Origin of the sequence: Roseofilum capinflatum BLCC-M114 (assembly GCF_030068505.1) — a bacterium.
In the GTDB taxonomy this organism is placed as follows: domain Bacteria; phylum Cyanobacteriota; class Cyanobacteriia; order Cyanobacteriales; family Desertifilaceae; genus Roseofilum; species Roseofilum capinflatum.
The window spans coordinates 1-6366 of sequence record NZ_JAQOSO010000023.1; the positions used below are offsets into that span (position 1 = coordinate 1).

The 6366-nt window shown below is 47.5% G+C and carries 6 protein-coding genes; 5 read left to right on the forward strand and 1 reads right to left on the reverse strand.

What is annotated here, in order from left to right:
• Positions 1 to 58 precede the first annotated feature (58 nt).
• Positions 59 to 667, reverse strand: coding sequence for a DUF8166 family protein (locus tag PMG25_RS05325; protein ID WP_283765868.1), 609 nt, complete (start codon positions 665 to 667; stop codon positions 59 to 61).
• Between the two features lie 178 nt (positions 668 to 845).
• On the opposite strand from PMG25_RS05325, the gene PMG25_RS05330 reads away from it, so the two are divergent.
• The 5 genes from PMG25_RS05330 to PMG25_RS05350 all read left to right on the forward strand — a co-directional run bounded on the left by PMG25_RS05330 (position 846) and on the right by PMG25_RS05350 (position 6269).
• Complete coding sequence (locus PMG25_RS05330) at positions 846 to 1130, forward strand: helix-turn-helix domain-containing protein (RefSeq protein WP_283765869.1); 285 nt, start codon at positions 846 to 848, stop codon at positions 1128 to 1130.
• Between the two features lie 117 nt (positions 1131 to 1247).
• A complete protein-coding gene (locus tag PMG25_RS05335; RefSeq protein WP_283765870.1) occupies positions 1248 to 1889 on the forward strand; it encodes a COP23 domain-containing protein in 642 nt (213 codons plus the stop codon).
• Positions 1890 to 2244: 355 nt separating this feature from the next.
• Positions 2245 to 3255 carry a S1 family peptidase gene (locus PMG25_RS05340; RefSeq protein ID WP_283765871.1) on the forward strand — a complete coding sequence of 337 codons (1011 nt, stop codon included), beginning with the start codon at positions 2245 to 2247 and terminating at the stop codon, positions 3253 to 3255.
• 174 nt (positions 3256 to 3429) lie between these two features.
• Complete coding sequence (locus tag PMG25_RS05345; protein ID WP_283765872.1) at positions 3430 to 4347, forward strand: S1 family peptidase; 918 nt, start codon at positions 3430 to 3432, stop codon at positions 4345 to 4347.
• A gap of 446 nt (positions 4348 to 4793) precedes the next feature.
• On the forward strand, positions 4794 to 6269 hold the full coding sequence (locus PMG25_RS05350) for a hypothetical protein (protein WP_283765873.1): 1476 nt from the start codon (positions 4794 to 4796) through the stop codon (positions 6267 to 6269).
• The last annotated feature ends 97 nt before the right edge of the window (positions 6270 to 6366 follow it).

Consider the following 6366-nt stretch of genomic DNA (forward strand, 5'->3'; position numbering starts at 1 on the left):
GGGGGTAGGGGGATGAGGGGCAATGATTTATAACTCATTTAGAATTGCTATAGATTGTTTAACCTTTAATCGAGCCTAGGGTATTTTTCCACGCTAACTCCTTGCGTAGGATTTCCAGCGCCCTTTGATCGGCTTCTGAAAAGAGGTTTTGGTTAATTAATTCCCCAATCACTTGTTGTACCAACTGGGAAGCAAACATGCCCCCACTGCGTAGCACATGGGCATAGTAGCCTAAATGGGGACGACCTTGGGCGTTGAGGTGAAACTGATGAATTTCTTCGGGACTCATTTTAAACACTGGCGTATTGACGGGAACCACAATCCTAGGGATACCTTGCTCTCCGTAGAGGCGATCGCCTCCTTGCGTCAATTCCCCAATTAAAATTGTACCCAACAACACCCGCGTTTCCACAATCAAATCCGGCGTAAACAACGGATCGGGGTCATTCGACAACCGAGGCCCGGTATTCAGAAATTGGGGATTAAACAACTGAGAATTATAAACCAATCCCACTGCCCAATGGCGTTGATTTAGATCTTCAAGCTTCACAAAACAACCAAACCCATAATCCTCCGGTGCTGGCGGATTCAACAAATCCCGCTTTTCATCCAGTTGCACCACATAATCACAATGGGAATTGGATTTAACGACTTTACCTAAACGCATGAGATCAATTAAAAATTATTTTATATTAATTTTCAGCTTCTTAGAGCCTATGGGTAATGTAACAAAACGTTACTTAAAAGCCAATAAATATTAAAATTTATCACAATTGTCTGCCAATTTGCATAAAATCACCCTGATTTTTCAGAGAGATCTATAGAAGGTCTCAAATTCGGGATGAATGAACACCAAACAATTGCTACGGGTTGCAGATACCGAACTCTATCGCCAAACCAAAACCCATCTGACGGATATCGAGCGACGGGTGTTAAGCGCCTGCCTCCTGGGAATATCCTATAGAAAAATGAGTAAAGAGATACCGAGAAGTCAGGAGCAACTGAAGCGGGTGGGCGCTCGGTTGTGGAAAAAGTTATCTCTGGTATTTGGGGAAGAGATTCATAAAAATAACATTCGCGGCACTCTAGAGCGCTACTTGGAGGAGCGGGAGTCTGAAGATAGTTCCTGAGAGGATTTTAAGCTTTTGTTAAATTACCCCAAACGCTACCAAAAGCTACTAAATGCTACTTACAAAATAGGCATAGAAGATTACTATAGGTGTATGTGTTTAGGAGAAATAAGTAGAATGAAAAAGTTATCAGTAATACAAATGTTAACAGCCGGCGCGATCGCCCTCTCTACGGTTCTTGTTGGGTCTCAATCAAGCCAAGGACAGCCCCCTCCCGGACAATCTGGATTCTGGTGCGCCATGTCTTCCGGAGCGCCTGCAACCCTGTACCAAAATCGGCAGGGAGGCGTTGAACCTTGGATCTATTGGACTTCTGATGCTTTCTCTGGTTCTGGGTATACTCCTGAGCGTCGCTGTCAGGAAGTCAGTTCTCGCCTGGAAACCTATCGCCAAAATCGCCAATTGCAATTTATCACCGTCGGACGGATGAATAATCAGAATGTGATTTGCACCGCGAGTCAGGTGAATGGACGGTGTGAAAACCTGATTTACACCCTGAAAGCGGGTCAAGATCCGATCGCCACTTTGTACAATTTCTTGGCATGGCGCGAAGGACAAGCCGCCACCCCGTCCTTGTTTGAGAGTACCCAACCCTCGGCTCCCTACATCGATGTGCGCGATCGCCTGGGGGATGATAGCGCTCCTGCGGCTCCGGTTACCCAACCCTCTAATCCCGTGACTCCCAGTCGCCAACCGGTTGCCCCTGCTCAACCGGTGGCTCCCCCACCGAGTAATTCGGGTGGAATGCGGGAATTGTAGGGCGATCTTGTGCCCTCTCCCTAAATCCCTCTCCCACTGGGAGAGGGACTTTCTCCCCTTCTCCCGTGGGAGAAGGGGCTGGGGGATGAGGGCAGGGCGGGTTTACAGAATTGATCGGTGGGTATTACAGATTTGGGTATAACCCGCCCCTACGGGGTTTTGCGGGTTAACCAACCATTTAGGAATCCCACCGATAACCGTTGTAAACCCGCCCAACCCCATGGGGCGATCACCAGGGCAGGGCGGGTTTCCGCTTCGCGGACATGAATACATCATTGATTGGTGGGTATCACAGATTTGGGTATAACCCGCCCCTACGGGGTTTGGTGGGTTGTAGGGGCGGGTTAACCAACCATTGGGGAATCCCATCGATCGCCTTTGTGAACCCGCCCAACCCCATGGGGCGATCGGCGAGATGGGGGCGGGTTTCCGCTTCGCGGACATGAATACATCATTGATTTGTGGGTATCACAGATTTGGGGTTAACCCGCCCCTACGGGGTTATGGGTTTTGTGGGGAAGGGTTTACGGGGTTGATGTTGTGGACAATGGGATGGGCACAAATGAAGAATCGACGTAGGTTTTTGTCTCTGGTGGGTACAGGTACGATCGCCGCTATCGGTGCGATCGCCAGCTCGAAGTTAACCCCATCGGTTACAGCACAACAGATCTCCCCGGTTCCCGCGGATGTGGAGCGGTTAGCGCGATTGACATCCGTCCGGATTTTAACCTCGCGATCGTCAGGTTCCGGGATTCTGGTGCAGCGCCAGGGCAATATTTATACCCTGTTGACCAACTGGCATGTGTTTGCCTTTAGCGATCGCCCCTCCATTCTCACGGCAGATGGACAACGATACCCTCTGTTGGAGGCTCCCCAACAATTGGGTGGTGCGGATATGGCGATCGCCCGATTTGCCAGTCGCCTGTCCTATGAAGTTGCGCCCTTGAGTCCCTATCCTGCCACCGTCGGAGAGCCGGTTTATGCCGCCGGATTTCCCATGTATCACTGGGGAACCGTGCAACCCACCTTCGATTTAGGGGTACATGCCTTTCGGTTGACTTGGGGAAATGTTTCCCTGGTACTGAATAAATCCCTCGCTCAAGGGTATCGTTTGGGCTATACCAACCGCATCGAGTCGGGCATGAGTGGCGGCCCGATTTTTAGCGATCGCGGTTTATTGCTGGGTATCAACGGCCGTTTAGCCAATCGAGATCCCGGCTTCGGGGTCTATATTTTCGAGGACGGAACCGCCCCATCCCCAGCCTTGTTAGAACAAATCCTACAAGCCAGTTGGGGCATCCCCATCGATACCTATCGAGCCACCCGTCCCTATCCCAGGCAAAGACCCCAACCCCTCTATTGGTGAACCCATGCCAAAAATCCGGTATACCATCCCGTAGGGGCGGGTTATACCCAAATCCAGGCCACCCAACCATACCTTCCCTAAACCCGCCCCCACCATCACCCAAAACCCGGCATACCATCCCCTCCCACCACCAAAAAACAAAACAAAATGACCTCATATTATGGAGAAAGCATCATGAGAACCTACCAACAGCTTCAGGCTATTTTAGGCGGAACGGCGATCGCCACCGCCCTAGTCATCACCATCCCCCAACCTTCCGTCGCTCTCACCGGACGCGAAGTCAACAACATCGCCAGAGAAATCACCGTTCTCATTCAGAGTAAACAGGGAGGCCATGGATCGGGCTTTATTATCGCTCGCAATGGCAATACCTACTCCGTTCTCACCGCCCATCATGTCGTTGCTCGGCAGGGTGAATATGGTTTAATTACCTCTGATAAACAAGCCTATGAAATCGACTCTAGTAAAGTTCAAAAACTCCCGGATGTAGATTTAGCCGTTGTTGAATTTACCAGCGATAAGGATTATCAAGTCGCCAAACTGGGCACAGCCGAAACCTCAGAAGGTCAAGATGTCTTTGTTTCCGGTTGGCCGGGTTTAGGCTCAGTAGGACAGCGAGCCAATAATAGTGTTACTCGTCAATTCACCGATGGTCGCATCTCCGGTTACTTATCCCAACCCGTTCTCGGTTATGAAATGACCTATACCAATGTTACTCGCGGCGGTATGAGTGGCGGCCCCGTTTTAGATGCTGGAGGGCGCGTTGTTGGCGTTCACGGTATGGGCGATCGAGAAACCACTAGCGCACTACTACGAGAAGGCTTCAGCGAAGGAGAGGCTGCAACCATATCCGGTCAAATCAAAATTGGCTTTAACTATGCCATTCCCGTCAGCACCTTCTTACGCCTTGCCCCCCAAGCAGGCATTTATTTAAGCGTTCAAGTAGACAACGCTCCTGCACCCGAACTCGGTGAAGTTTACGTTGCCCAACCCCCAGATGAGCGAGACACCATCGACGACGTTAACCGCACATTCGACACCATTAATCGAGGCGTTGACGTGATTCGGGGCATTCGAGGCATTTTCCGCTAATCCCCAAATCCCGTAGGGGCGGGTTATACCCAAATCTAGAACATCTAACCAAAATCTCTCTAAACCCGCCCCCACCCCACCAATAAACCAACCCGATATGGTGGTATCGACATCGGGTTGGGCGGGTTCACAAAAGTTATCGGTGGGTATTCTAAATGATGGATGAACCCGCCCCTACAACACCAAACCCCAACCAAAAAATCAATCAACACCAAATCCCGTAGGGGCGGGTTATACCCAAATCTAGAACACCTAACCAAAATCTCCCAAAACCCGCCCCCACCCCACCAATAAACCCCAAACCAATCAACAACACCAAATCCCGTAGGGGCGGGTTATACCCATATCTAGAACACCTAACCAAAATTTCTCTAAACCCGCCCCCACCCCACCAATAAACCCCAAACCAATCAACAACACCATCCATTATTATCGAGGACAAAATCATGTCTAAACACCGTTGGTTCATATTAGGAATTCTCAGCTTTTTCGGGTTCATTTTCGCCCATGGCAGTTGGATTAATCGCCTATTAGCCGTTATCCTCTGCGGACTATTAGGTGCTGACTCCGGGCTATGCATGGCCACCGCAGCCAAGTATTCTGGAAAAACGGTTGCCGCAACCCCTGCCATGGTTGAGGAAATTCTTTTAGTCCAGCGCTCCAGGGAATTTGACGATCCTCCCGTTGCACCCCCTCCTGGGAATAGTCAACCTGTACCAGCATTTCCACAGGATGCTGGGCCCGATTATATTCGACCAGATTTTGGGAATCCTATACCGAATCAAGCCACAAGAGATAACTCTATAAGCTTTGAATTAAACTCAAAAAATGCAGTTCTCACTATATCTTCTGAAACTGGATGTTTTGAGAGTTATAATTTTGAGAAATCTAGAGAAGGACACGCTGAAATCAAAAGAATAGAAATGAACATTCCTGGTAATAGTATTTGTGATGTTCAGTCCCCAATCTTGAATATTCAATTTGGACTAGACAAACAAAACAAAACTCAACTAAAATTAAGCTCTACTAATCAAGCTCCTTCTATTCTAGTTAGAGGAGTTGATAGTTCAACATGGCAAATTGAATATGTTAATGAGTTAGGAAATAAAGAGGTTGAAGTTGTTGAAATAAATTCTTTGAAGGGAATACAGAGTCTAAAATCATTAAAACAACGCTGGCCAGGCGAGCGTTGCCTTCTTGAAAAAGGACTATGTGATAATTTGAAAAGATTAGATGATTTACCTGGAAAAATATTAGGTGAACTAGGACTAGGTACAGCGGTAGGAAATGCGTTCTCTAAATTGGTTGGTTGGAATCAAACGAGTACAATAATAACAAGTACTGGCACTAGAACTCTAGCATCAGGATTAAGATTTTTCAATCCAGCTACACTAGCTAAGGCTGGAATTTCATTAACAGGACCAGCACTACTTGGTTTTGTTATTTTGGAATCAATGAGAGCGTATTTTAGCATACATTGCTTAATGGCTTTTGGTGAAGGCTATGAAAATACTTGGACTAATCTTCTAAAGAAAAATTCTGATTTCAAAAATTGGTTGGATCAATATCCAGACCAATTGGGTTGTATTGGCGAATGTGGTGAAACTGAGATCAAAAGAGGGGGTCGGGGATTTGATTCAAAAACTTTTAACATGGGAACGACCAGTGGTACGGTTACTATTACATATGAAATGTGCCCTAATCCAGACAAATTAGAAATTTTTTATGAAGGTCAAATCATTGAAAGTACAGGGGGGTTAGTTAGTAACTCAGGAACTTTACAAGCACAATTTGATGGCTCTTCAAGTCAAGTAGAAGTAGTAATATCTGCACCTAATGAAGGAACAGAATGGGCCTATTTAGTTTTTTGTCCTAATCAAGAGATCCCACGATCAATTGGTAAATTGCGAGAGTGTACCTAGTGAGGTTATTGCGTAGGGGCGGGTTCACCAACCATTTACAACACCCACCAATAACCTTCGTGAACCCGCCCAACTCGATGTCGATACCATGATTTCC

What these genes read in the sequence shown, in the direction of transcription:
- PMG25_RS05325 (WP_283765868.1), bottom strand. Translation starts at nt 667, where the DNA reads ATGCGTTTAGGTAAAGTCGTTAAATCCAATTCCCATTGTGATTATGTG.
- PMG25_RS05330 (WP_283765869.1), top strand. Translation starts at nt 846, where the DNA reads ATGAACACCAAACAATTGCTACGGGTTGCAGATACCGAACTCTATCGC.
- PMG25_RS05350 (WP_283765873.1), top strand. Translation starts at nt 4,794, where the DNA reads ATGTCTAAACACCGTTGGTTCATATTAGGAATTCTCAGCTTTTTCGGG.
- PMG25_RS05335 (WP_283765870.1), top strand. Translation starts at nt 1,248, where the DNA reads ATGAAAAAGTTATCAGTAATACAAATGTTAACAGCCGGCGCGATCGCC.
- PMG25_RS05345 (WP_283765872.1), top strand. Translation starts at nt 3,430, where the DNA reads ATGAGAACCTACCAACAGCTTCAGGCTATTTTAGGCGGAACGGCGATC.